Below are 25,739 nucleotides of genomic sequence, written 5' to 3'. Positions count from 1 at the left end.
CAGCATAATCTATACTATAAACCTCCAAGAAAGGAGATATGAGAATGACCACTGCCCTTTCCTTAGAGCAGGTATCTTACTCATACCATACTCTAAAGCAAGAAACCACAGCTCTTTCTTCTATTACTTTTGATGTCTTAAGCGGTGAATTTGTCGCAGTCGTCGGTCCCAGCGGATGCGGGAAATCTACTATGCTGCATTTGATCGCTAAATTACTTCCCCTGTCCGGCGGAACAATCAGGATCAACGGCGTACCAATCGAAGAATCCACCGACCATATCGGATATATGCTCCAGAAGGACCAGCTCCTTCCATGGCGCACCATTTACGAGAATGTAACCCTTGGTCTGAAGATTCAGAACATCAAAGACCCCGGGGCATTTGAGAAGGTTGACCGTCTGCTGGAACTTTACGGCCTCAAAGATTTCAAAAACTCTTATCCAAGCCAGCTTTCCGGAGGTATGCGCCAGAGGGCAGCTCTGATCCGCACCCTGGCACTCTCTCCGAATATCCTTCTCCTTGATGAGCCATTCTCTGCACTTGACTACCAGACAAGGCTTCAGGTGTCTGATGACATCGGCTGTATCATCAAGGACGAAAAAAAGACTGCTCTTCTTGTAACTCACGACCTGTCTGAAGCCATCAGCATGGCCGACCGGGTGATTGTGCTGTCTAAGCGCCCGGGAACTGTTAAGGCCATCGTGCCGATCCACCTTACCTGTGAGAAAAAAACGCCGCAGGCTGCAAGAAATGCAGTAGAATTTAAGGATTATTTTAATCAATTATGGAGGGAAATCAATGACTGATCCAATTTCTAAAGAACAGTCCGAATATTTAAATAAAATTCAACGAAAGAAATATTGGATTCGCGTTGCCCAGGTCCTTCTTCTGCTTCTCTTATTATTTTCCTGGGAAACTGCCGTTTCTAAAAATATACTGAACGGTTTTATTTTCAGCAGCCCGAGCAGAATCATCCGGTGCTTTTATGCCATGGCATTAGATCATTCGATATTTCTTCACATAGGAGTCACTCTGGCTGAAACTCTTGTAAGCTTTGTGCTGATCACCATATTTTCTATATTAATTGCTACTATTTTATGGTGGTTTCCTACGGCTGCCAAAATTATCGACCCTTATCTGGTTGTGCTTAACAGTCTTCCAAAATCAGCACTGGCACCAATCCTGATTGTCTGGCTTGGAAACAACATGAAAACCATCATCATCACTGCCATATCTATCGCGGTATTCGGCAGTATTTTGAATTTATACAGCGGTTTTCTGCACGTGGACAGAGAACGTCTGACACTTATCAGAACACTTGGCGGAACGAAAAAGGACTGCCTGACCATGGCAGTGATCCCCAGCTGTATCCCGCTGCTTCTGAGCATTATGAATGTCAACATCGGCCTTTCCCTGGTGGGCGTCATCATCGGAGAATTTTTGGCGGCCCGTTCCGGACTTGGATATCTGATTATCTATGGAAGCCAGGTATTTAGCTGAGAGCGCAAAAGAGGAAACCGCATACTGCTTCACTAAAGATCATGTTCCTTTGAAAAGATTAAGCTATTTCTAAAATGTGCTGAAAGTTTTATTAAATTTTTAATTACCTGTATTGGATTTTGTGAGATTTGTTCAACCTATTTATATGGTTTTTATTAAATATCCTGTTTTTTTATTAAAACAAATAAAAACAATTGCTCTATTTCAAATATTAAGTTAAAATTGCACTATATTAAAAACAATCGATATGTTTTCTCATTAAAATTTTAATGAATCATTTTTTCTTTTTTACTCCGGAGCACCACAAATCTATTGTCAAGCAGGAGGTATATTTATATGAAAATCATCCAGATCTCAGACTTTCATCTAAGAGGTGACGGTAAACTGTCCTTTCAAAAGGCTGATACGATTGCCGCATTAAACAAAACCATAGACTATTTCTGCAGTCTTAAAGACTATGAGCTGCCGGAATACTTTGTTGTCACAGGGGATCTTGCAGACGGAGGTACCCGGGAGGGTTACGAGATCATCCGTGAAAAGATACACCAGCTTCCGCGTCCCTGCTATATCGTGCCGGGCAACCATGATAAGCGCGATTTCTTCCTCGAAATGTTTCCCGCTGAAACACCTGTAGAAGAAGATATTAAGCCTTATATTTGTTATACCATTGATGATGATCCTGTACGGGTTATTGTTCTGGACACAAGCAAACCCGGCTGCCATTCCGGAGGGCTGAGCGATAAAGCAGCTGAATGGCTTGACAGAAAAATTACAGAATACCCTGAAAAACCGACACTGGTCTTTACTCATCATCCGCCTTTTACAACAGGCCTTCCAGCTATGGACGAGGGATTTGACCAGGCCGACCGGCTTGCACAGATCCTCAGAAAACATAAAAATGTCCGGCTTTGCTGCGGTCATATGCATACCAGTATTTTTACAATGTGGAACGGGATCCCATGCATGACATGTCCGTCTGTGTCCATGCAGATGGAAGTAGACTTCAGAAAAAAAGACAGCCCGGATGTGGCTCCTGAAGAAGAAAAAGAAAATTTCAAAGGCGGCGGAGACCGCTTCTTTCTTGGAAACCCTGCTTATCTCATTCATGACCTGCAGGGAGATACGGTCAATACACACTATGTGATCATTCCGGCTGAGGCTGATTATTCCGGTCCGTGGCCCTTTAAGTACTATGACGGAGAAGGACACTAGTCATTGAACGTATTAATAGGAAAGGGAAAATTGATATGGAAAAAAAGAAAAATGATTTTAGAAAAATCGCTGCTATTACGTTATTTGAAAGTGCGGTTCAATGGTATTGTTTCCTGCTGTACGGTACAGCAGCCGGCACGGTATTTAATAAAGTATTCTTTTCTGCAACCGGGGACGGCACCACCGCTCTGATCTTATCTTATATGTCATTTGCAATCGGCTACATCGCCGGCCCGTTCGGTGCAATCTTTTTCGGGCATATCGGAGACCAGAAGGGGCGGAAGGTAACAATGTATGCCTCTCTGCTGATGATGGGAATTTCCACTTCTATCATCGGCATCCTTCCTTCTGCTGCATCAGCCGGAGTCGGGGTCGTAATCATTCTGCAGCTTATGCGTCTGGCACAGTGCTTTGGCCGCGGCGGCACATGGGGCGGAAGCATACTGATGGCCTACGAAAATGTACCTGAAAACAAGCGTGCGTTCTATTCTGCTATCCCGCAGATCGGACTGCCCATTGGATTTGGACTGTCTTCTATTTTAATTGCTGTGCCTACACTGCTTCTCCCTGAGGAAATATTCTTTTCATGGGGATGGAGAGTCCCGTTTCTGGCTGCCATTATCTTAACTGTCATTGTGATCCGCCAAAAAGGCAAAATGATGGAAACGGATGACTATAAAAAAGCCCAGGCAAAGCTTGAAGCTGAAGAAGCGGAAGGAATCAAACATAAAGTCGGTTTTATACCGATGGTAAAAGACTACTGGAAAACCCTGCTCTTAGGATGCGGCACCCGCTGGGTTGACGGAACATTTTATAACATCTTTATCGTCTGGATCCTGTCCTATTGTACAGGATGGCTCGGAATGCCGCTGATCCAGACATATATCATCACCATTGTCGCCTGTATCTTTAAGATTCCATTTACGCTGTTCGGAGGATGGTGTGCACAAAAGTTCGGTACTACAAAAACTTTTGTCATCGGATGTCTGGCATCCGCAGTTTTAAGCATACCGACATTAAAAGTCATCGAATTAAGCCACGGAAACTTATTTATTACAATTACAGGCGTTGTGCTTGGATGGAGTATTGCCTATAACCTGATCTGGGCAGTTCTCAGCTCTCTTTGGTCCTCCTACTTTGAGACAGAGGTTCGTTACTCCGGTATTTCCTTTGTATACCATGTACCCAGCTTTTTAGTTGCCGGCTTAGTTCCTACGATCTGTACACTCCTGATCAATTATGGAAAGGGAGACACTATCTACGTTGGAATCTATTCAACCATCGTTGCGCTGATCAGTCTTTTCTGTGCAGTACTCTTAAAGAAACGCCACGAAAAAGGAAAGCGATAAGTCTTTCCGGCTGACAGTTTTCTCTGCGGCAGACATTACATCCTGTTTTGTACAGATAAAACGGATGTAATGTCTGCTGATTCATTTAATTTTCTGTCTTCCAGTACCCGTGTCCGCCTTTGCCTATAAACTGAATTTTATTTTCTTTTTTCAGCCGGTCAATTCTTCTTCTGACTAAGGAAAGGTTTTTATCCATCTTTTCTGCTATCTCTTTTGCCGTAATGTCAGGATTATTTTTTATTATATTCAAAATCTCTTTCTTTTCCTTCTCCCGGTCTGTCTCTGCTGATGAGGCCAGTGCACAGGGAATCATCACGTATGAGGATTCTGTACCATTCACCGCCCGGCTGGTACAAAACTTTACTTTTAAGTATTTGGGATAGATTTCAATAAAGCCGATATGATCCGCCATCTCATAAACTTTTGCTGTTTCTGCGATTTCCTCTTCTAAACGCTGCCGGATGATCTCAAGACGTTTTTCTCCCTGCATTTTTATGGATTCCTGTTCTTCCAGCCTGCACAGATCTGACGCTCTCTGTTTTACACGCTCCTTTAGTTTGTCATTCTTCTCTATATAGAGATCCTCGTCCACGATGCCTCTCAAAAGCAGATCAAGCAGCTGTCCCTGTTTCTGCTTTAATTGCTGCATATCCCGGGCGATGATTTTTTTCTTTCCGGACAGTTCCTGTTCCCTGCACAAAGCATCCTTAAGAAAAGAGACAGCCGTCTCTATGACTGTATCTTTGCCTGGCCCCTCTCCCATAAGATACTGCTCTCCTGCTTCTCCCAACGCTTTTATAAGCGCATCTTCACTGACATGCACGTTATCACAGCCTCCCTGAGGGCCTTTTCTTCCTCTGGAAAGATATCGGCTGCACTTCCATTCAATCGTCCGCCTGCCTGTCTTACTGCATTTTTTTGTACTCTTATAATATGGACTTTTGCATAATCCGCAGACAAGTTTTCCTGAAAAGGGAGAGCTCATCTGAACCTTTCCCTCTGAACGCGGCTGACCGTGCCCTGTCTGTGCTGTCCGAAGATCCATAGCCTGGTTAGCCTCCTCCCACAGCCGCTTCTCCACAATAGCCGGCACTGCTCCTTCATGATAAATCCATTCTTTCGGCGGGTTCTTTATCACACATTTCCTGTTGAAATCATAGTGGACTTTGTTCATAACAGCTACCCCTTTATACAGGGGGTTTCTTATAATACGGCGGATCGTTGCTTCTCCGATGGGCTTCCCGTTTAAATTCCGGTATCCCTGCTGCTCCAGCATCTTGGAGATCAAACGGCCCCCAAAACCTTCCCTGCAGTAAGAAAACATTTTTTTAACCGCCTCCGCCTGCTGCCTGTCAATCAGAACCTTTTTATTCTCTTTCCGGTAGCCGTATGTCCGGGAGGTCAGGACCACGGACTCGCCGGATCTCTGCCGGTTCCTGTGGGCGTTGTTGATCTTGCGGCTTAAATTTCTGCTGTACTGCTCCGCCATGATAGCTTCGATACCGGACAGCAGATTGGCCTGATCTTCCTCCGGTTCAAAAAAACGGCCGTCCAGGTATAAATACAGCCGCTTTCCCTCTTTGTTCAGCTTATCGCAGAAATAGAACCACTCTTTTGTCTCTCTCATCAGGCGGTCCAGACATTTGATGACAATAATATCATATCTGTCCGCCTTCATATCACGCAGAAGCCTCTGATACTCGTTTCTCCTGCCTGCCACTGTTCCGCTGACAGCCTCAACATAGACATCAGCCAACAGCCAGCCATTCTTTTCGATGCAGTTCCTGCCCTCTGCCACCTGTTTCTGAAGGGCATCCTTCTGGCTCTCTTCCTCCGTAGAACAGCGGGCGTAAAGAACCGCCCGCTGTAAATCTCTGTCATGTTTCATCGCAAAGTTCCTCCGTCATATGAATTCTTTCATCAACGGTAATCAGGCCTTCCCGATACAGCAGCTCTGCGGCATACAATAAAATCTTGTTTATTCTCTGTTCCGTTTTCTCTTCCGTCAGCCTCTCCTGATGCTCCATTCACATACTCCGCAGGTCATGATTAGTTCATTATATGAAAGGAAGCAGGGTAACATGAACTCAGCTGTTCACTTTTCTCATTCCGCGCTCCGTTCTCTTTAAAATGGATTGGGTATTAATGTCTATCGTGATTCTGTGCATCATCGCTATGCTTCTGTACGCTCTGACCGGATTCATAAAGAAAATGTATCAGAGAAAAATCTGAGATAAAACAAAGTGGGCATGTCTGTCTCATCTCTCCCAACCCCTCATTACCTGAGGGGCTTGTTCACTTTGCGTGCCAAATGTGATTTGCCAAAGGCTAATAATTTCTCTATGCAATAAAAAAATGAGACCAAAGGAAATCAAACGGCCTGCGCCGTTGATTTCCGATGACCTCAAATAATTCTTTATCTTTCTTCATCGCTGTCCTTTTTGGACAGCAGAGACTGAAACGGCATATCTTCTGTCTTCTTATCGTAAAATGTATACCGGTTCTTGCCTTTGTTTTTTGAATAATAAAGCGCCTGATCCGCCCTTTTTATCAATACATCATACTCTGATCCATCCTCAGGGAACTGTGCGATCCCGATACTGACAGTCACAGGATACCCGACGCAGCCTTCCTGGATCTTTTGGTCAATTTCCTCCGCCTTTTTAAGAGCGGCAGTTCTCCCTCCGATCCCGTTGAGGAAAACAATAAATTCATCCCCGCCGATCCTGCCCACTACATCAGTTGAACGGACGCAGCTCTTGATCTTATCTGCCACGGTTTTTAATATTTTGTCGCCGAATGCATGGCCTTTGCTGTCATTGATCTGTTTAAAATCATCCAGATCCAGAAACAGCAGCACACCGGAAGAGTCCCAGCTGCTGTTCATAATGTTTAATATCTTTTCTTCCAGGCCTTTTCTGTTGTTGATCCCTGTCAGGGCATCATTGTCAGCAGCCTTCTTCCACCGGGAGATCTCTTTGCGGTGCTTGTCAATATTGACAAACTTTCCGATCAGCGAAAGACATGTCTCATCATCCATATCCCAGATAGATTTAATAAAACACTCATACCAGAGATACCCGCTCTCCTTGGTCATAAGCCGGATCTGAGCTCTCATGGTTGAATTGTTCGTGCTCAGCCCTTCAAGATTCTGCATAAGCACTTGTTTGTCATCCTCATAGACAATGTCTGTGCCGCTGATCTTCTGGCTGACCGCCTCAATCATGGTATCCCGTCCAAATACTTCATAATACTTTTCAGAAAAAGTCAATGTATCTGACTTCACATCATAGTCAAACATAATATCTCCGGAAAGGTTTGCCAGCACCCTGTTCTTTTCTCTCTCAAGCTCCAGCAGATATAATGTCCTGCTTGAAAGTGCCTCTATCTCTGCTCTGGTATTGGTGTCCGCAAAAGAGTATTCCTTTGAGTCTTCCTCTGTGAGGTGCTGAAGCTTTCCGATACCGCTGATCATTTCCATTCTTATATACATAGACAGGATATTTTTTACTTTTCTTCTGATAATATCAGGATTAAACGGTTTGATGATGATCTCTTCAGCCCCCATGGAATAGGCTTTGTTCAAGATCTGCTCAGAACTGTCCACCGTTATAACCACAACCGGCAGACGTTCCAAAATCTCTTTTTCTTTCAGTATCTCCATTAATCCGAAGCCATCCAGGACAGGCATAACCAAATCCAGCAGAACTAAATCTACTTTATTTCCCTTATCTAAAATAATATCCAGAGCTTCTTTTCCATTGACAGCCTCTATGATACGATAGCTTTTACAGAATATCTCATTCAGGATTGCCCTGTTTAATTCCACATCGTCAACAATCAAAAGCGTCCGCTTTTCTTCTTTCATAGCACTTCCCTAACCTTAATCCAGCCCGGAAATATCCTGAACTACCTCTTTATATGCTTTATCTACTTTTTGGAACAGTTCCTCGCCCTTATCCAGCTCCTTGCCTCTTATGGCAAAAACCAAATCTGCCGATGCCTGATACAGCTTTGTAAAGCTTAAGTTGGCAGCAACACCTTTCAGCGTATGAGCAGACATCTCAGCCTGTTCCCAGTCCCTTGCTTCCATTGCACTGCAGAGCCGTTTGTAGGTAGGATCATCAGGGAAGTTCTTGACAAACTTTCCAAGCAGTTTTTCATTCCCCATAAACCTTCCCAGAATCACCAGATAGTCTTCATCTCTTCCTGTATAAAATTGTTCTAAATTCATATTTACCGCCCCTTTCAGCTCTTGCCGCCGCTGCACTTCAAACTTATATTTCTTAAGTATTTATGTTATTTTCCTTTACCTTCATGATATAATATATTCAGCCAAATTACTAGGAGGAATTTAAAAATGAAAGCAGATCTTCACTCACATACTGTGCTGTCTGACGGAGCTTTAAACGTCGACCAGCTGATCTCCCAGGCAAAGCGTACAGGCCTGGATTATATTGCAGTCACCGACCATAATTCCACTCATTCGATCCCTGCTGCACGCGCTCTGGGAGAAGAACTTGAGATCAATGTGATCCCCGGTGTTGAGATCAACTCGGTCCATGAGGCTTCGGATACAAAACCCCATCTTCTGTGCTACTGCCCTGCAGATATTAAAAAGCTTCAGAAAAAACTGGACCGGTATCTGGAATATCAGCGGGAGACAAAGCTTGCTATGTATGAAAAGCTTATGGAGGATTATCCCATAACAAAAGAACAGCTTTTTGAGGCTGCCAGTGAGAGTACAACGTTATATGAAGTCCATATGATGCAGGTACTGGCCTCTCTTGGCTACACCGGCACCCCTATCGGAGAGCTTCACGGAGAACTCTTTTCCTCCGGCTCTAAATACAAACTGCCGCAAAAGGACATGACAACCCGCGAAGCCGTGGATCTGATCCGTTCCTGCGGCGGCGTAGTGGTCCTGGCACATCCCGGAGAATACAAAAACCCTATGCTCATGGAGATGCTCATCGAAGAGAATCTGATCGACGGTTTGGAATTAAATCATCCCAGAAATGACAAACACACAAAAGAGCATATAGAATCTCTCGCCAGAGAACATGACTTGTTTATGACCGGCGGCACAGATTTTCACGGTCTCTACACAAAAACCCCTTATCCCATCGGTTCCTTTTTATGCCCGGAGGAAGGATTGGAACGGCTGATAGCCGCAGGAAAAAATGCAAACCGGTCCTATCTTGAATCCAGCCGTCATGAAGAGGAAAAAACGCCGGAAAGCATAGATGAGCAATAAAAAAGCAGGTCCTTTTCAGTACAAAAGGACCTGCTTTTTTAAATCTCCCGGGCAAACCTTAGTCTGCCGCCAGATTTATGTTTTCTTCCTTTGCCGGTATTACCGTCTCCCTTTTTTCCTCTCTGCTGTTGTCTAAATGCCTGAGTACATAAGCAGCTGCACCAATCACGGCAATAAAGGATATAATATCAGCTGCGGGAGCTGAGTAGAGAGTACCTTTAATTCCGAACAGCCGCGGCAGAAACAAAACCAGGGGAACACTTAACACAAAGTCGCGCAGCAGGGAAAGTCCCATGGAAAGAAACGGTTTACCCAAAGCCTGAAGAAAAATACTGATGGATTTCTGGACACAGCACAAAATAATGGTGCACAGATAGGTTCTGAAAGCCATAACTGCAAATTCATTGTACAGTGCATTTTCATTGCCGAACAGCCGGATAATCTCCATAGGAAAGCATTCAAACAATATCATGGCTATAAGCCCAACACAGGCTTCTGCCCCAATCATCAGCTTAAAAATCTTTTTAACCCGTTGGTTCAGCCCTGCACCGTAGTTAAATCCAATAACAGGCTGAGATCCTGCTGCAATACCCACAGAGAAGGCTATGACGATCTGGAACACTTTCATGACAATCCCTACCACAGTAAGAGGTATGTCTGCTCCGAATCTGGATCTGGCCCCATAGATTACAAGCATATTATTCATAGCTGCCATGATTGCCACAATGGAAATCTGCGTAAGAAAGCTGCTGATTCCAAGAGACAATACTTTTTTAGAAATTGCTGTCTTAAGCCTGAAGCTTTCCTTTTTCAGATCTACAGACTTCATATGACGCAGATAATAGACTGCCAGCAGTGCAGATACAATCTGACCCGTAATAGTTGCCAAAGCGGCACCCATCATTCCCCAGTGAAATATGAAGATTGTAACAGGGTCAAGAATTACATTGATGAGAGCACCAATCAGGGTGGATATCATTGCAAACTGCGGACTTCCGTCTGCCCTTATAACAGAATTCATGCCATTAGAAAACATAAAAAACGGTATTCCTATAATAATAAAAATAAAGTATTCCTGTGCATATGCAAAATTGTTTTCCGTAGCACCAAACGCATATAAAAATTGATCCTTAAAAACCGCAAGAAAAACCGTAAAAATAATACCGGCCGCTGTGAGGATCACCACTGCATTTCCGACGCTTTTATGAGCTCTCTCTGAATCCCTTCCTCCCTGACAGAGGCTCAGAGAGGCAGCACATCCGTCACCGATCATGAGAGCCATAGCAAGGGCTATAATCGTAACCGGAAAAACTACATTTGTAGCTCCATTTCCTAAATAGCCGATTCCCTGTCCTATAAAAATTTGATCTACAATATTATATAAGGATGATACCAGCAGTGACATGATACAGGGAACAGAAAACTTCAGCAGCAGTTTCCCTATATTCTCGTTTTCCATAAAATGATTTCTTTCCATAATTCCCTCCAAACAGATATTTTTGCAGAAAAAAAGGCAGCGTGAGCATAAGACCGTAACTTTCGCTGCGATTAGAGTCTTATAATCTCGCTACCATTTGCATTTCTGTCTTTTATTTAATTTCCATTTTCAGTATATCAGGATAAAAACCTCTTTCGTAAGTCTTTTTTTCATTTTCGTATAATGGAACAAAGAAAGAAACCCTTTCAATCAATAATTCGTCATTTTACACGACTATCGCATTCAAAATACTCCTTGCTACGCTCAGTCCATTTGCTGATGCCTGCTGAAGCCCTCTTGTAACGGATGCTCCGTCTCCAACGGCCCTGAGACCTTTTATGTTTGTTTCAAAAGACTGATCTGTAACAACCTTATTCGAATAAAATTTTACTTCTACACCATAGAGTAAGGTTTCATCACTGGCCATCCCCGGTGTAACCTGATCCAGAGCATAAATCATTTCCTCAATCGCTTTCATGATCCTATAGGGAAACACAAGAGACAGGTCACCGGGAACCGCATCTTTTAAAGTCGGAGTAATATTGTTTCGGAGCAGACGTTCCTCTGTGGTCCGGCGTCCCCTGACAAAGTCTCCGAACCGCTGCACTAAAATCTTTCCGTCACAGAGCATATTGCTCAGCTGCGCTATATGCTTGCCGTACTGAATTGGTTCCTTAAACGGTTTTGTAAAATTCTTAGATACAAGAATCGCAAAATTTGTATTTTTCGTTTTATACTTCTCCGCTTTGTATGCGTGCCCATTTACTACTGCCAGACCGTCCTCATAATATTCTGTGGCCACTTCCCCGGAAGGATTTGTGCAGAATACACGGACCTTATCGTCAAATGTAGGAGTATAGTATACTAATTTCGCTTCATACAGGCTATTGTTCAGTTCCTCCATGATTTCATCCCGTACTTCTATCCGCACTCCCACATCGACTGTCCCTACTTCCGTCTCAATGTGATGCTCTCTGCACAGATTGCTCAGCCACTCGGACCCTTCTCTTCCCACAGCAGCCACTACTTCTTTGGCATAATAAGTCTCCCCTTTATCTGTCACAACTCCTTCGGTCTGTCCGTCTCTGATGAGTATATTTTCGACCATAGTGTTGAATTCCATTTGAACACCTGATTTCAACAGATGCTCCTGAAGCCTTTGATATATTTTGTACCCCTCTTCTGTTCCCAGATGCCGGATCGGGCACTCAATTAATTTCAGATTTGCTTTAATAGCCTTTTTCCTGATTCCTGCAATTTCTTTTTCTTCATTCAGACCATAGACTTTTGTATCTGCCCCAAACTTTAAATAAATCTGATCAGACTCCTTTAAAAGCTGTTCTGTCTCTTCGTAACCCAAAATCTGCGGCAGATTTCCTCCCACATCAGGAGACAGTGAAAGTTTTCCGTCAGAAAACGCGCCTGCACCTGCAAATCCCGTAGTAATAGAACATGGCCTGCACCCCACGCAGACTTTTGTTTTTCTTTTTGGACAAAACCGGTCCTCAATCCTTCTTCCCTTCTCTATCATCAGTATTTTTAAATCCGGTTTCTTCTGTGAAAGTTCATAGGCACAAAAAATACCCGAAGGTCCTGCCCCTATGATAATGACATCAAAATTGTTATCCACAATATACACACCCTTTCCAGCGTTTTTTCCACGGTTTGCAATACTTAAATACAGATTTATTGTAACATAAATAGCCGGAAGTAGGAATTTCCTGTGCAAAGGAATAAGAACAAAGTGGACATGCCTACCTCATCTCCCTCAATCCCTTATTCTTTGAAAGGCTTGTTCACTTTGCGCGCCAAATGCGATTTGCCATAGGCAAATAATTTCTCTGTGCAATAGAAAAGCTGTATCCCGAATTAATTGGGACACAGCTTTTCCTTCATATATGAATTATTATTTGACTAATCCTCTGGCTTTCAGCGCTTCATATTCTTCCACTACTTTTTGCAGAATCGGGCTGTCTTTGTCAAGCTCCGTATATTTGTGGACAGCTTCCCCGATTCCAAGTTCCTTGATATCTTCCTGAAGTATCACCGCATTTTCATCCTTGGGCTCCGAATAGGCAAACCCGGCTGCCATTCCTTTGGCAATAGCTTCATAGGACATTCCATGCTTCCGGCATAATTCTGCAGCACCCGCCAGACGGTCCCCTTTTGACAGTTTACGGATTGGATCAAATGCCACCCTGTAAATAGAGTCAGGAATCTCTCCCATCGGTGTCGGAAGATTTTCAAGATTATCCAATTCCTCTTTTGTAATGTCATACTCCTGTCCTATCATATCAAGGATCTCCTGGTGTACCTGATCAATAATTCCTGCAATCTCTTCGTCCTTTTCAGATTCCGGGATCGTCTTATATCCCTTTAGATAGCCCCAGAAAGCAGTAGAAGCATGCGGACCGTTGATCGCAAACACTTTTAAATCCTTCAGAAGCTCGATCCTATCATTTAATTCCAGCCACTCAACATCACTGAAATCATTATAAACCGGTGTCTGAATCAGCAGCGAAGCAACTGCCATAGTTACAATCTCTGTAGAATAATGGGATGATGCATCTGTACCCCTGCGTATAATAGAATCTCTGACGGCAACATTAGTATCAAACCAAGCTTTCACGTCGTCCGGCAGTTTTTCCTTAAAGCTTTCTACAATTCCGGGAATCAGATAATTTTTATTTGTAACACAGATCGCTGTCAGTTTTTTCTCAGGCTGTTTATTATAAAATTCAATAAAACATTTTGACAGATAATGTCCAGCCTCCTTAAAATCTTTCGGATACAGCGGCAGCATGATGACATCCGTATTTAAAAAAGCATCCATACAGGAATATTCTTTGTCACAAACGTAAGCTTCATATCCGGAAACGGTTCTTTCCTCTATAGAGTCAACCCTATGGACTTCCACATGATAACTCCCCGTTTTCTTTAACTCATCAATTACCTTTGGATCCTTGTCCAAAAAAACTATGTTCCATCCGGTATTATCAAATGTTTCTCCGAAAAATCCTTTTCCAAGCCTTCCTGCCCCAACAATCATTACCTGTTTCATAATCTTAAAATTCCTCCCTGCTGTCTTGCTTTTTATCATTACGCTCTATAAAAGGGGCTCCAAGAGAGCCCCTTTTCTGTCATATATTCCTGTTATTCCATATTTGCATGTCTTGCAAACAAGTCGTCATCTGTCTGGTTTGTGATCTTCATCAGATCCATAACCATACAGTCGTATGTAATCCAGCTTAACTGCTCAAATCCGGAACCAGCAGCCTGTACAGTGCCTGCGCCTTCATGATTGTCACATTTTTTTGTAACACCAGGAAGAGTAATCACAGCATCTGCCATAGATCCGATAGTATTTTCCGGGAACATTGTAATTGTTGCTACTTTTGCCCCCTGGCTCTTAGCCTTTTTGGCATTGGAAACAAGGCTTGCTGTATTGCCTGAACCTGAACCTACGATCAGAAGGTCTCCGGCCTGAATGGAAGGAGTCGTCGGCTCCCCGACAAAGTATACGGTATATCCAAGATGCATCAGGCGGTTAGAGAATCCTCTTGCAGCAAATCCTGAACGTCCGGCACCGCCTACAAAAATTCTTTTTGCCTCTGTAATCAGTTTCTCTACTTCTTTGATCTGTTCGTTGTCTACTTCGTTCGCATTTTCGGTTAACTCACCGAGAATTGCCATCATATTCTTACATTCTGTCATAATCTTTTCCTCCAGTCTGTACCTAAACTTTAAAGCATTGCATCTTTGATTGCTTTAGCTTCAGCCACCGGATCATCCGCATGTCCGATAGCAGATCCAACAATAATGATCTCTGGTTTCAGAGCCACGTACTTATCAATGGTCTTGCTGTTGATGCCTCCGGCTACAGCGATCTGAGCCTTTTTTGCATGCTCTGTCATAACCTGAAGATCCTGGATCGGCTCCCTTCCGGCTGCCTGCTGGTCAGCTCCGGTGTGGACTGCCAGGATATCTACTCCGATCTCTTCCATCTTTGCGATTCTTTCCGGAAGATTTTCCACACAGATCATGTCTACTACAAGTTTCCTGTCGTAGTCTCTGGCTGCCTTCAATGCACCCTCAATCGTCAGATTGTCAGAAACACCAAGGATGGTTGCATATGCAGCTCCTGCCTCATAAGCATAGCTGGCTTCCAGGTATCCCCCGTCCATGATTTTAAGATCTGCAAGGATCTCTTTATCCGGGAAGAAACGATGGAACTCACGTACTCCGCGCATTCCTTCATCCATGACGAACGGCGTTCCCACTTCAATGATGTCAACATGCTCTGCTACCTTGTCGGCAAAACGCAGTGCATCCACAAGATTCATTTCATCTAAAGCTAACTGTAATTTCATCTTTTACTTTCCTTCCTTTAAGTCATTATAATCCCTGATGATCTCATCAAACATTCTGGTTCCCGGTTCAATGCCGGTAAAATGAGTTACCGCATCTTCTATGCCGTGATCCTCTACATATTTCATCAATTCTACAGACTGCTCATCTTCCTTCACATCAAACAGGAATGCGGCAGCAATTCCACGCAGGAGAAGAGTATTCTTAAGCCCTCTTTCCTCACACTGGACAGTCGGTCCTACCAGCCTGTCATTCGGCGCAAGCTTTCTGATCGGTGCTCTTGAAATACGTGTAATCGTATCTTTGATTCCAGGAGTACAGAAACGGTTAAGGGCAAAAGTAATATAATCTTCCATGTCCTTTTCCGTAAATCCATGCTTTGCCACCATAAGGCCTGCCACTTCTCTCATGACGTCCCTGGTCATCTCAATGTTTTCCGGTACTGCAAAGTAATCCTGGATAATCTCATAACCCATGAGTTTGCCGATATATCCTGACCATGCATGGCCGCAGTTGATCGTATAAAGTTTTCTCTCAAGGAACTTCTGAAGGTTATCTGTGTATTCTGCTCCGTCAATCGGAAGCTTTTCAGGGTCCACCAGCTTATTGACTTCTACAGCCAGCTCATGATCCTTACCAATATCAATACCGTCCCTGCCGTCTTTGTCAGTTCCGAATACCATACGGTCCACAGCAGTGTTCGGGAATGCAGCAGCCTTTAAAAATTCCTCTTCAGATGCAAGACCTGTATTCACCAGTTCCTTCAACAAAAGATCACCGTTAAACAATGCATTTTCGCACGGGATCACATTGATCCTTGCTTTGCCCGCCTCAAGCCTGGCTTTTAATCCTTTCGCAAGAGTCCCTGCGATTTTTGGAAAATTATCTGCCAGTACTGCTGTGGTAACCACGTCAGCTTCCACGATAGCCTCTATAACTTTGTCTTCTTCTGTAATAGGAGACAGTGCAGAAACCTTATCGATTTCTTTTCTCCTGTAATCTTCTTCGATCACATATAAGTAGTAATTATGGTATTTGTTCAGTTCCTCGTTGACTTTCTCATTAACGTCCACGAATACGATTTCATATCCTGTATCATGCAGTAAATCTGCAATGAATCCGCGGCCGATCTTTCCAGCCCCAAAGTGTACTGCTTTCATTTCATTCCCTCCGTCTTCTTCTAGCGGACCACGTCTGCAAATACGCTGAGTATTTCTTCTTTGGTCTTTGCATTTCTGAGTTTTTCCACGTTGTCAAGGTCTGAGCATGCCACTGCGATATCTCCTAAAATCTCAATGTGCTCATTGTTTTTTCCTGCGATACCGATGATAACATTGGCAGTTTTTCCTTCATAGTCTACACCCTCAGGAACTTGGATAAAGGAAATTCCTGAAGCCATAATCCTTTCTTCGGATTTTACGATGCCGTGCGGAATCGCAATGTGATTGCCGATGTAGGTAGAGACCACTTCTTCCCTCTTCAGCATATCATCAATATATTCTTTCTTTACATAACCATTGTCTACCAGGATCTGTCCTGCTGCCCGGATTGCCTCTTCCTTTGATGCAAAGGCTGCATTTAATCTGATATTGTCTGCGTTAAAAATACTTTTCTTATCTCCCATAACTGAAACCTCCTAAATTGATTCTCCTATATAATGTCTGAACCTATGCCCAAAGCATTGCCTGATTTCTTCTTCGTCACCCTTTTCTATTAACTTCATGATATCCCGGTCTTCGATGATCAATTCAGTAATATACCGCAGAAACAGCCTCTGCACTTCATCCATCTCTGCCGGATAGAAGAAAAATATAATGTTGCTGATTGCATCTCCTTCCTGAGGATCAACCATTCGTTTTTCTTTCAAATGGTAAACGAAAAGAAGCGGTTTTTTAATTTTCTTTAAATAACATTCAAAATAACTGATCTCTGTTGTCGGTATCGTAAACCTGCATTCATTTCCATGACGGATCACATAGTTTTTAATTTCCTGTTCCCCGATAAAAATTCCTGCTTCCCAGATCGTATGCTCCAACTGGGAAAATAGATGGTTTTCATCCTTCAGATTATTGATCTCATACACATGAAATTCAGTTAATAAGTCTACAGCCCACGTTGTTAATAGTTTTAATTGTTTTAAAGATACAATACTGTTTTCACTCTCTAGCTCTGCCGCCTTTCTTTCCTCTTCCTCAATCTTCCTTAAAGTCTGATGCTTGTGTCTTCTTATCTTCTCTTTGACAACCTCCAGCTCGTTGTCATTTAAGAGCGGCGATACCTTCAGATATTCTCTTTCTTTTAAATACAGAGGAATCGTTGACAGTATCAAATCATAGTCGTTCAGGTCTTCTTCTCCCAGTCCGACCAGTGACACGATCTTTCTTACATAGATCTCAGGTATCTCCCTCTCCAGGCGGCTGGCCAGCATTTTTGAGGATCCCATTCCGCTGGAGCATACCACCAGCACCCGAAAGGTCTTCTTTGTAATGTTGTCCAATGATACCGCAAAATATAAAACCAGATACCCGATCTCATCATCCGGAAAATAGTCTTCCGGAAAAACCTTCCTGATCGTATCTTTAATAATTGAGAACAGCTGTGCATAATCCTTCTCAATGTCACGGATAATGGGATTTGATATACTCATCCCGCTTCTGGTCCGTATCAAAGCTTTGTCGATATGTGCCAGAAGTCCGTCCATAAGTTTTGTGTCCTGACTGAGTGAAATGCCCATGCGTCCTTCCACCAGTTCTACAAACTCTTCGATTTTGGGCTTCAGCACAAAATTTTTGACGAAAACATTTTCATTCTTGCGTTTGCCCACACTGATCTTTAATACCCATGCTATATATTCTTTTTCTGCTTCATCCAGTGAAATAGAATATTTTTTCTCCAGCATGCGAATCAGTGAGACAGCTATTTTTTTCTGATTCTTGTCAACATCTCCTACAGAGAAGTCTGTACTGTATTTCCGATTGCCAAGCTTATGCCTGCGGATCAGCAGTGCAACGAGCATAACAAGCTCCGCATAATTCTGGTCCAGAATCTGATAATTTTTCTGGATCAATTTATGGCTGATCTCTCTTAAGATTCCCTCACAAGTCTGGAATAATTCCATATAGCCATATTCAGCTAACTTCTGCATAAACGGATGAAACTGTCTGACATTTCCTGCAAGCCAATGAATCGTCACATCCACATCGGTATTTTTCATCACGATGCTTACCATCAAATGATCCCTGGCAACCTGTTCTCCGCTCAGGCATATTCCGTCTCCTTTTTTGGAGATTAATTTAATGTTGTACTCCGGAAGCAGTTTCTCAATCTTCTTCAGATCGTTCCGGATTGTCGGCAGGGAGGTGCCCATATCAATTGCCAATGCTTCTGTCTTTATAAAGTCCTCTTGATGAAGCAGTTCTAAAAGTACGAAATACATGCGTTCCTTGGGGTCCACTGCCTGATACTTAGTCTGTTCTCCCAGCTCATCCTGAACCTTTTTGATGTTTTCAGGCATACCGATAGCGCGGATCCCTCTTTTGCTCACCGTTTCCAGCGTAATCTGATACTGCCTGAGGACTTCTGTCACTTCGGGAATCTCCCGGTAAACTGTCCTCTCAGATACGTTCATCTTGTTGGCAATATCTTTCATCGTCACGAATCCACGGCTGCTTAAGACTATCTGTATTATATCTTTTACACGATTAGACATCAGCATATCTTTGCAGCTCCTTTACTTATAAGGCGCCATAATTATTCAATTATGGCGCCGCAGCCTGACTATTCAGACATGTCTTTAATCTTCTGTGCGATTGCTGCCTGTTCTGCCGCATCCAGGAAGTTTTCGATCGCTATGACCGGAACTCCTGCAGGAGCTGAATTCTTTGCAGCTTCATATAAGTTTTCATTCGTTACGATAACATCAATATCTTCTGGAATTTGATGAATGGATACATGATTGACATCAATGAACATTCCAATCTTGTTCAGCTGAGTCTTCAGCATAGAAGCACCCATTGCACTGGATCCCATTCCTGCGTCACAAGCAAATGCTACTTTTTTAACTTCTTTTTTCGGAAGAGTTGTATCTGCTGGCGCTGCCTTTTTCTCTTCTCCAGGAGCACTGTGGCTTTCTACAAACTGGCTCATGTCAATTCCGGCAACCTCCTGGTCCTCTTCAGGTGTTTTGTCCCTCATCAGGAAGAAGGCGGTAACCGCGAATGACACCACTGTCGCAATCAAGTAACCCATAACGTTGACAAACAGTTTGCCCTTCGGTGACATGACAATCAACATGATCAAAGAACCAGGGGATACAGCTGCTACAGCACCACCATCCATGATCTGGAACCAGAATACTGCGGCAACACCACCGAGCATAGGTCCTAAGATTGTGATAGGCTTAATCAATGCATATGGGAAAGAAACTTCTCCGATACCACCGATAATCTGGATGATTGCTGCACCTGGTGCAGATTTTTTAGCCATTCCTTTACCGAATACACAGAATGCTAATACAAGACCTGCCCACATACCACCGTTTGCTTCGATTAAGTACAAAATAGATTTTCCTGTTTCAGCTGCCTGCTCGATTGCCAATGGTGTAAAGATACCATGGTTGATCGCATTGTTCAGGAACAGTACCTGTCCAGGAACTACAAAGATTTCTGTCAATGGGATTAAGCTGTGGCTTACAAGGAAATCAACTGCAACTGTTAAGACACTTGTGATTCCTGAGAAGATCGGTGTTACGATCATGTAGCCAAGAATCATCATGATTGCTCCCACGATACCAAGTGAAAAGTTATCTACTAACATTTCCAGACCTGGTTTTACGTGACCGTCAAAGATTTTATCAACCTGTTTGATGATCCATGCACCGAGAGGTCCCATTACCATACCACCGATCATCATCGTTACGTCAGAACCAACGATAACACCGATTGTTGCTACAGTACCTGCTACAGCACCACGTCTTCCGTAAACAGTATGCCCTCCAGTGTAAGCAAATAACAATGGAATTAAGAACTTAAGTGTCGGCCCAATTACCTCGGCCAGTTTTGCATTTGGAAAATATCCAGTTTCCAGGAACAATGATGTGAAAATACCCCAGGCAATCAGTGCTCCAATGTTCGGCATAACCATTCCTGACAGGAAGCCGCCCATTTTCTGGATTTTAGCTTTGAAACCATTTGCCATAATAATCCTCCTTTATTTCTCCTCTTTTTGGTATAATTTGTTGCTGCGGTTAATGGTATTTACTTGATAAACGTTTATCTATAATTCCATTATATTGATTGTATTTCCATACGTCCACTATTGCCAGTGGTAAATTTTGCAGAAGAATTTTTGACAAAGTTTTCTTACATTTTTTCCCTTTAAAACCTTTGTCAAACCGCATAAAACGGTGGTTTTACTCTTCTTACCAAATAAAAAAGAGGAGAAAAATTCTCATCATTTTTCTCCCCTTTTTTGTTTAAAAATTTTTTACACCATTACCAGTGGTAAGACAAAGACCGAATCAGTCTCCGGCCTTCATCCTGCACACCTTTACCTTCATTCCCTGTTTTTCAAGTTCCTTTTTGTCAGCACTCTGAATCCCATCGTCTGTGATCAGCTGCTGAAAATCACAAAGCCTTGCAAACCGGCAAAAGGTTTTCCGTCCAATCTTCGTACTGTCGCACAGCATATATGCTTCCGTAGCGGTTCTCATCATCGCACGCTTCATTGCTGCCGTCTCCTCATTTGGCGTGGTCAGCCCTTTGGACACTGATAAAGCATTTGGTGACAAAAACAATTTATCCACAGAAATCCTCTCAAGGAATTCAATCCCCAGAGAACCAAAGGTACATTCAAACTGGTTCCTTACAGTCCCTCCGATCAGTATCACCTGAATCGATGGCTTTTTCTGCAGTTCAAGAGCGATATTCAGATCATTTGTAACTACCTTTAAATCATTGAAGTCTGTCAGAACCTTCGCAAACTCCAGCATAGTGGAACCGCTGTCAATCAAGATAATATCACCCTCTCTGACAAATTCCTTAGCCCCCTGGGCAATGATCCTTTTTTTATCAGGGTTTAAATTCCACCGGGAGGCAAGAAATGCCTCCTTGGTGACTTCCTCTTCCTTTAACAATGCCCCGCCATGGGTCCGAATCAAGTGTCCCTCTTTCTCTAATTCACTCAAGTCGGACCTTATGGTGGCGCCGGTCACATGGAATTCTTCCGATAATTCATGGATGCCTGCCTTTTTATGTACCCTCATATAGGCAAGCAGTTCTTCTTTACGCTCTCTTGCAAACATATTTTATACTCCGAAATGGTCTAGTAAAATCTCTTCTGCTTCTTTATTCCATAATCCCTGATTTTTGTCGCACGCATCTGCAAGCTTTTCAAAAAGCGGGTCACTCTTGCCCAGTTCTCTGAAATCATCAATTGCTGTCAGCGGCATCTCAAACTGAGTATAAGTAAGCTTCTTGCCTCCCGGAATCTCCGGCAGCCGAAGTGTTGTATCAACAATGGCGTCAATTCCTCCTACATGAGTAATCATGACAGCCGGATTAACTTCTTTCTTTGCAATCAGGTCAAGTGCTTCCAGCAGGTCTGCCTTAATTCCTCCTGAAGATCCCAAAAGCTTTGTGTTTCTGTAATGGCAGTCATACAGGTTCATATCTGCTGAAAATGCACTGTCAGAAGGCCCTGCAAAAAGGTTCATGCATCCGTCAAATGCAAGGATCTTATTTCCTGTCTCGGCAATGGCCTTTACCGGAGCGTATACAAACACATCGTGGTACCCTTCTCCTCCGGTGAGATCCATCAGCTCTTTTACTTCATCATTCATCTTCGCTGTATTAACATAATGAAGTTCAACACCCCTTGCCCTGGCATCTTCTTCTGATATAACCTCTCTTGCTCTGTTTATGCGGTCATCGTTAATTTCTGTAACTACTACCATTTTAGGTTTATTTTCCATAGCCAGCGCGTAACTGATAGCACCCAGTCCCATCGGTCCGCATCCGCCGAGAATTGCAATGTTTCCGCCTTCTTTTGCCCCGATGAAATGTTCATGGGTTTCCGGCTTCGTATGATAGTTTGCCATATACCCGCCGATAATGCAGTACATCGGTTCTGAAACAGAAACCTCATAGAAGGCATCACCGTCATAGTGAAGCAGACATCCTTTTTCAATAACGTCATTCGGAACGATGCAGTAAGTAACTGCGCCTCCAAAGTGCTCATATGAATAACCCGGTGCGCCCATCTGATCCGGAATACCAGGAAGTACTACAAAACGTTCTCCTTCTTTATATTCATCTGCCCACTTGGAGCCGACCTGCTCAATCACTCCGGAAAACTCATGTCCGATGATGACCGGACGCTCTGCAATATCATCAGGTACACGGATATGTCCGCTTCCCAGTTTAACTTCTTTCCATGTAGACATACAGATGCTGTCGCTCATGACCTTCAAAAGCACTTCATCCTCTTTTATCTCCGGCAGTTCAAACTCCTCCAGCCGGATATCCTTTGCCCCATACATTCTCACACCTTTTGCCTTCATAATGTCCCTCCTGGCTTTGCAAAAATTTTTAATTTTTTTTAAAAATTTATTATTTTTTTCATTTCACAAATATCATACCACGCATTCTTTTCTTTGGCAACAGGTAATTTCATTGATCTTCCCGCACGCAGCGTGATATGATAGACAGAACAATTTGATCTGCAGGGAGGGTAAAATTATGGACACATATGAATTCAACGGTGAAAAATATAAAAAAGCCTCAAGGCACCAAAAAGAATGGGGCACCCGGCTGATTTCCAGCCTGAATCTTGATGGAAATGAAGCAGTCCTTGACTTAGGCTGCGGAGACGGGATCCTGACAGAACAGCTGTCTCTGCTGGTTCCTGACGGCAGAGCAGTGGGAATTGATGCCTCCGCAGGCATGATAAACACAGCCAGAAAGCTTCAGAAAGAAAATCTGCAGTTTATCCATATGAATATAGCTGATATGTCGTTTGAAGAAGAGTTTGACATTATCTTTTCCAACGCTGCACTGCACTGGGTTAAGGACCACAGGCATCTTTTAAAATGCTCTTATGCCGCTTTAAAGCCGGGCGGAAAGATCATATGGAACTTTGCCGGCTCCGGAAACTGTTCTGATTTTTTTGAAGCCATCCGCAGGATCTCAGAAACCCAACAGTTCAAACCGTACTTTTCTTCATTTGAATGGCCGTGGTATATGCCCTCCAAAACGGAATATGAAGGCCTAATGAATCAGACTGAATTTATCTGTACAGAGATCACAGAAGAAAATGCGGACCGTTACTTTATGAATACCGAAGAAATGATACGCTGGATCGATCAGCCAAGCATTGTTCCTTTTATTGAAAGGATTCCTGAAGGTCTTAAAGAGGATTACAGAAATAAGGTCATAGAGGCTTCTCTGCGAACAGCACTTCAGCCCGACGGTACATGTTTCCAGCCGTTCAGAAGGCTGAGGGTCAGTGCCTGCAAAGATACGTTTCCTATATAAGAACAAAATGAACAAGCTGCCTCATCTCTTTGGCCCCTCACTCTTTGAGAGGCTTGTTCACTTTGTGCGCATCCTGCACGGAGTGCTTTTTGTTGCACAGGGGACTCTGAAGGAATTCTCTGTGCAATAAAAAAGAGAGCTTCTGCCAGGCAGCCCATTTCACGACTGTCCAGCTAAAGCTCTCTTTTTTATTTTATTTCAGCATATCCAGGATTTCCTGAACATTTTCTGCTGTTTTTAATTTATCAAGATTATCCTGGCTTTCAATTACCTGAGTGATCTTTCCAAGGAGCTCCAGATGCTCATTTCCGATTCCTGCAATTCCGAATACTAAGTAAGCTTTTTCATCTCCGAAATCTACACCGTCCGGATACTGAACAAATACGATACCTGTTTTCTTTACCTTATTCTTGGCATCACCGGTTCCGTGAGGAATCGCAACTCCCATTCCAAGATAGGTGGTAACCGTGCGTTCTCTCTCCTGCATGGCTTCAATATATTCTTTTTCTACATAACCAAGCTCATAGAGTAAATTTCCTGCTGCCTCGATGGCTTCTTCCTTGGAAACACTCTTCTGTCCAAGCCTGATTCCTTCCTTCACCATGACCATCGGTTTTGCTTCTGCCACTGAAGGTGTCTGTTCTGCTTCTGATGCATTCTCTGTTACAGAAACCCCTTCTTCCTTACTCTGGGCCAGTTTATAATACAAACCGTCAATAGCCTCATCCTGGAGGAAGTTCTTAATTGTTACCAGCTGTGCATTCGGTGCGCTCTTAGCTGCACGGTCTGCCAAAACTTCCTGGCAGACAACTACATCTGTATCGGCAGGAACCGTATCAACAGATGAATTGATCACTGTGATGCCAAGTCCTAAAGATTTGATCCTGTTTCTGAATTTTGTTGCACCCATAGCACTGGAACCCATTCCGGCGTCACAGGCAAATACGATCTTTTTGATCTCTCCTGCTGACTTTGAAACACCCTTGCTGGCAGCCTTCATATTCTGAACACTGTCTGAGGCTTCCTCCAGGCTCTTTCCGTTGGACATCTTAATAATCGGAGCTGCTACAAGGAAGGAAACAACTGCAGCGATTACCACTCCAAGCAGTACGGCCAGTGTTGATCCCTTCGGCGCCATTGTAAGAAAGGCAATGATAGATCCCGGAGATGCCGGTCCGGTCAGCCCGATGTTGAATAAGGAGTAATAGAATACTGCACAGGCAGAACCTGCAATGGATGCGATGATTACAACAGGATTCATCAGCACATAAGGGAAATAGATCTCATGGATTCCTCCGAAAAAGTGGATAATAATAGCACCAGGTGCGGAATCCTTTGTTCTTTTATCCTTAGAAAATGCCCAGTAAGCGGACAGCACTCCAAGGCCTGCGCCCGGGTTTGCTTCGATCATGTACATAATGGATTTCCCTGCTGCCTGTACCTGCTCTCCTCCGATCGGAGTGAAAATACCATGGTTGATGGCATTGTTCAGGAACAGTACTTTTGCCGGTTCCACAAAGACGGATACCAGCGGCAGCAGGCTGTGCCCGATGAGGAAATCAACTCCTGCTGTCAGAACGGTGAGGATCGCCGTCATGACAGGTCCGATCAGGTAATATCCGATGATCGCCAGGATCATTCCGATAATACCGACAGAGAAGTTGTTGACCAGCATTTCAAATCCTGCCGGGATATGTCCGTCTACTGCTTTGTCAAACTTTTTGATGACCCATCCGGCGAACGGTCCCATGGCCATTGCTCCCATGAACATGACTTCATTGCTTCCGCAGATCACACCGAGAATGGCAATGACCGCAATGACTCCGCCCCGTTCTCCGGCTACTAATTTACCTCCCTGGTAACCGATCAAGACCGGCAGGATGTATTTCAGCATCGGATCAACCATAGTTGCAAGTTTTGCGTTCGGGAACCATCCCTTTTCAATAAACAGGGCTGTGATAAGTCCCCATGCAATAAACGCGCCGATATTCGGCATGACCATTGCACTCAAAAATTTTCCAAATCTTTGTACTGCGTTTTTCATA

General features: G+C 43.5%; 22 protein-coding genes. 6 read left to right on the top strand and 16 right to left on the bottom strand.

Features of this window, described 5'->3' with window-relative positions; translation table 11 throughout:
- Nucleotides 1-38: 38 nt before the first annotated feature.
- The 4 genes from KH180_RS09470 to KH180_RS09455 all read left to right on the top strand — a co-directional run bounded on the left by KH180_RS09470 (nucleotide 39) and on the right by KH180_RS09455 (nucleotide 4,061).
- Nucleotides 39-806 carry an ABC transporter ATP-binding protein gene (locus tag KH180_RS09470; RefSeq protein ID WP_330624505.1) on the top strand — a complete coding sequence of 256 codons (768 nt, stop codon included), beginning with the start codon at nucleotides 39-41 and terminating at the stop codon, nucleotides 804-806.
- The gene (locus KH180_RS09465; RefSeq protein ID WP_290759642.1) at nucleotides 799-1,500 is read left to right on the top strand and encodes an ABC transporter permease; all 702 of its coding nucleotides are present in this window, start codon (nucleotides 799-801) and stop codon (nucleotides 1,498-1,500) included. Before KH180_RS09470 ends, KH180_RS09465 begins: the two co-directional genes overlap by 8 nt.
- 336 nt (nucleotides 1,501-1,836) lie before the next feature.
- A complete protein-coding gene (locus KH180_RS09460; protein WP_290759640.1) occupies nucleotides 1,837-2,712 on the top strand; it encodes a phosphodiesterase in 876 nt (291 codons plus the stop codon).
- Between the two features lie 35 nt (nucleotides 2,713-2,747).
- Nucleotides 2,748-4,061 carry an MFS transporter gene (locus KH180_RS09455; protein ID WP_290759638.1) on the top strand — a complete coding sequence of 438 codons (1,314 nt, stop codon included), beginning with the start codon at nucleotides 2,748-2,750 and terminating at the stop codon, nucleotides 4,059-4,061.
- A gap of 85 nt (nucleotides 4,062-4,146) precedes the next feature.
- On the opposite strand, the gene KH180_RS09450 is transcribed toward KH180_RS09455, so the two are convergent.
- The 4 genes from KH180_RS09450 to KH180_RS09435 form a co-directional block, all read right to left on the bottom strand.
- Nucleotides 4,147-5,949: a recombinase family protein gene (locus KH180_RS09450; protein ID WP_290759636.1), complete on the bottom strand. Its 1,803-nt coding sequence runs from the start codon at nucleotides 5,947-5,949 to the stop codon at nucleotides 4,147-4,149.
- Nucleotides 5,939-6,088, bottom strand: coding sequence for a hypothetical protein (locus tag KH180_RS09445; protein WP_290759634.1), 150 nt, complete (start codon nucleotides 6,086-6,088; stop codon nucleotides 5,939-5,941). The genes KH180_RS09450 and KH180_RS09445 overlap by 11 nt, the downstream gene beginning before the upstream one ends.
- Before the next feature lie 389 nt (nucleotides 6,089-6,477).
- Complete coding sequence (locus tag KH180_RS09440; RefSeq protein WP_290759632.1) at nucleotides 6,478-7,929, bottom strand: GGDEF domain-containing response regulator; 1,452 nt, start codon at nucleotides 7,927-7,929, stop codon at nucleotides 6,478-6,480.
- A 15-nt stretch (nucleotides 7,930-7,944) separates the two neighbouring features.
- Entirely contained in the window at nucleotides 7,945-8,295 is a 351-nt protein-coding gene (locus tag KH180_RS09435) for an Hpt domain-containing protein (protein ID WP_290759630.1), read from the bottom strand.
- Between the two features lie 126 nt (nucleotides 8,296-8,421).
- Between KH180_RS09435 and KH180_RS09430 the strand changes: the two genes are divergently transcribed.
- Nucleotides 8,422-9,318 (top strand): PHP domain-containing protein, encoded by an 897-nt coding sequence (locus KH180_RS09430; protein ID WP_290759628.1) that lies wholly within the window; start codon nucleotides 8,422-8,424, stop codon nucleotides 9,316-9,318.
- Nucleotides 9,319-9,376: 58 nt separating this feature from the next.
- Here the strand turns inward: KH180_RS09430 and KH180_RS09425 are convergent, their stop codons facing one another.
- The 11 genes from KH180_RS09425 to KH180_RS09375 all read right to left on the bottom strand — a co-directional run bounded on the left by KH180_RS09425 (nucleotide 9,377) and on the right by KH180_RS09375 (nucleotide 22,721).
- Nucleotides 9,377-10,795, bottom strand: a complete 1,419-nt coding sequence (locus KH180_RS09425) for an MATE family efflux transporter (protein ID WP_290759626.1) — start codon at nucleotides 10,793-10,795, stop codon at nucleotides 9,377-9,379.
- 226 nt (nucleotides 10,796-11,021) lie between these two features.
- The gene (locus tag KH180_RS09420) at nucleotides 11,022-12,434 is read right to left on the bottom strand and encodes an NAD(P)/FAD-dependent oxidoreductase (RefSeq protein ID WP_290759624.1); all 1,413 of its coding nucleotides are present in this window, start codon (nucleotides 12,432-12,434) and stop codon (nucleotides 11,022-11,024) included.
- A 267-nt stretch (nucleotides 12,435-12,701) separates the two neighbouring features.
- A complete protein-coding gene (locus KH180_RS09415; protein WP_290759621.1) occupies nucleotides 12,702-13,856 on the bottom strand; it encodes a mannitol dehydrogenase in 1,155 nt (384 codons plus the stop codon).
- A 92-nt stretch (nucleotides 13,857-13,948) separates the two neighbouring features.
- Nucleotides 13,949-14,509, bottom strand: coding sequence for a 6-phospho-3-hexuloisomerase (hxlB, locus tag KH180_RS09410; protein ID WP_290759619.1), 561 nt, complete (start codon nucleotides 14,507-14,509; stop codon nucleotides 13,949-13,951).
- Nucleotides 14,510-14,538: 29 nt separating this feature from the next.
- Entirely contained in the window at nucleotides 14,539-15,165 is a 627-nt protein-coding gene (hxlA, locus tag KH180_RS09405; protein WP_290759617.1) for a 3-hexulose-6-phosphate synthase, read from the bottom strand.
- A gap of 3 nt (nucleotides 15,166-15,168) precedes the next feature.
- A complete protein-coding gene (locus tag KH180_RS09400; RefSeq protein ID WP_290759615.1) occupies nucleotides 15,169-16,323 on the bottom strand; it encodes a mannitol-1-phosphate 5-dehydrogenase in 1,155 nt (384 codons plus the stop codon).
- Between the two features lie 20 nt (nucleotides 16,324-16,343).
- On the bottom strand, nucleotides 16,344-16,787 hold the full coding sequence (locus tag KH180_RS09395) for a PTS sugar transporter subunit IIA (RefSeq protein WP_290759612.1): 444 nt from the start codon (nucleotides 16,785-16,787) through the stop codon (nucleotides 16,344-16,346).
- 12 nt (nucleotides 16,788-16,799) lie between these two features.
- The gene (locus KH180_RS09390; protein ID WP_290759610.1) at nucleotides 16,800-18,878 is read right to left on the bottom strand and encodes a BglG family transcription antiterminator; all 2,079 of its coding nucleotides are present in this window, start codon (nucleotides 18,876-18,878) and stop codon (nucleotides 16,800-16,802) included.
- 62 nt (nucleotides 18,879-18,940) lie between these two features.
- Nucleotides 18,941-20,359, bottom strand: coding sequence for a PTS mannitol transporter subunit IICB (locus tag KH180_RS09385; protein ID WP_290759608.1), 1,419 nt, complete (start codon nucleotides 20,357-20,359; stop codon nucleotides 18,941-18,943).
- 322 nt (nucleotides 20,360-20,681) lie between these two features.
- Nucleotides 20,682-21,464: a DeoR/GlpR family DNA-binding transcription regulator gene (locus KH180_RS09380; protein WP_290759606.1), complete on the bottom strand. Its 783-nt coding sequence runs from the start codon at nucleotides 21,462-21,464 to the stop codon at nucleotides 20,682-20,684.
- 3 nt (nucleotides 21,465-21,467) lie between these two features.
- Nucleotides 21,468-22,721 carry a zinc-binding dehydrogenase gene (locus KH180_RS09375; RefSeq protein ID WP_290759604.1) on the bottom strand — a complete coding sequence of 418 codons (1,254 nt, stop codon included), beginning with the start codon at nucleotides 22,719-22,721 and terminating at the stop codon, nucleotides 21,468-21,470.
- 154 nt (nucleotides 22,722-22,875) lie between these two features.
- Between KH180_RS09375 and KH180_RS09370 the strand changes: the two genes are divergently transcribed.
- Entirely contained in the window at nucleotides 22,876-23,694 is an 819-nt protein-coding gene (locus tag KH180_RS09370; protein ID WP_290759602.1) for a class I SAM-dependent methyltransferase, read from the top strand.
- A 193-nt stretch (nucleotides 23,695-23,887) separates the two neighbouring features.
- Here KH180_RS09370 and KH180_RS09365 read toward each other — a convergent pair whose 3' ends face one another.
- The gene (locus tag KH180_RS09365) at nucleotides 23,888-25,738 is read right to left on the bottom strand and encodes a PTS mannitol transporter subunit IICBA (RefSeq protein WP_290759600.1); all 1,851 of its coding nucleotides are present in this window, start codon (nucleotides 25,736-25,738) and stop codon (nucleotides 23,888-23,890) included.
- Nucleotide 25,739: the final 1 nt, after the last annotated feature.

It is taken from the genome of Anaerostipes sp., from assembly GCF_018381315.1.
In the GTDB taxonomy this organism is placed as follows: domain Bacteria; phylum Bacillota; class Clostridia; order Lachnospirales; family Lachnospiraceae; genus Anaerostipes.
Note: the sequence above shows the minus strand (reverse complement) of the source record. Positions and strands in the feature narration are given on the sequence as shown.